This window comes from uncultured Ferrimonas sp., from assembly GCF_947489035.1.
Taxonomy (GTDB): Bacteria; Pseudomonadota; Gammaproteobacteria; order Enterobacterales; family Shewanellaceae; genus Ferrimonas.
Genome location: NZ_CANLCI010000094.1, coordinates 1 through 239 on the forward strand (window position 1 = coordinate 1; position 239 = coordinate 239).

The window sequence follows — 239 nt, forward strand, 5'->3', positions numbered from 1 at the left end:
GACGATCTGCCCATCATTTCCGATGCAGAAGACGCGGTTACTGAGGGTGACGTAACCCCAGTCGGTGGCACCCTGACCGCAAGCGACGCTGACAACCCTGATTTGGCCTTCAACGCCAACACCATCGACGATCCTTACGGCACCTTCGTGGTCAACGCTGACGGCAGCTGGACCTTCGACTTGGCCGATAACGACACCGTTGATGCGCTGACTTTGGGTCAGGAAGAAGTTCGTGAGTT

General features: G+C 56.9%; 1 protein-coding gene. It reads left to right on the plus strand.

The features are described from left to right. Positions 1–239, plus strand: a 239-nt coding sequence (locus Q0796_RS18250; RefSeq protein ID WP_298445923.1) for a VCBS domain-containing protein, incomplete at both ends; no start/stop codon positions are given.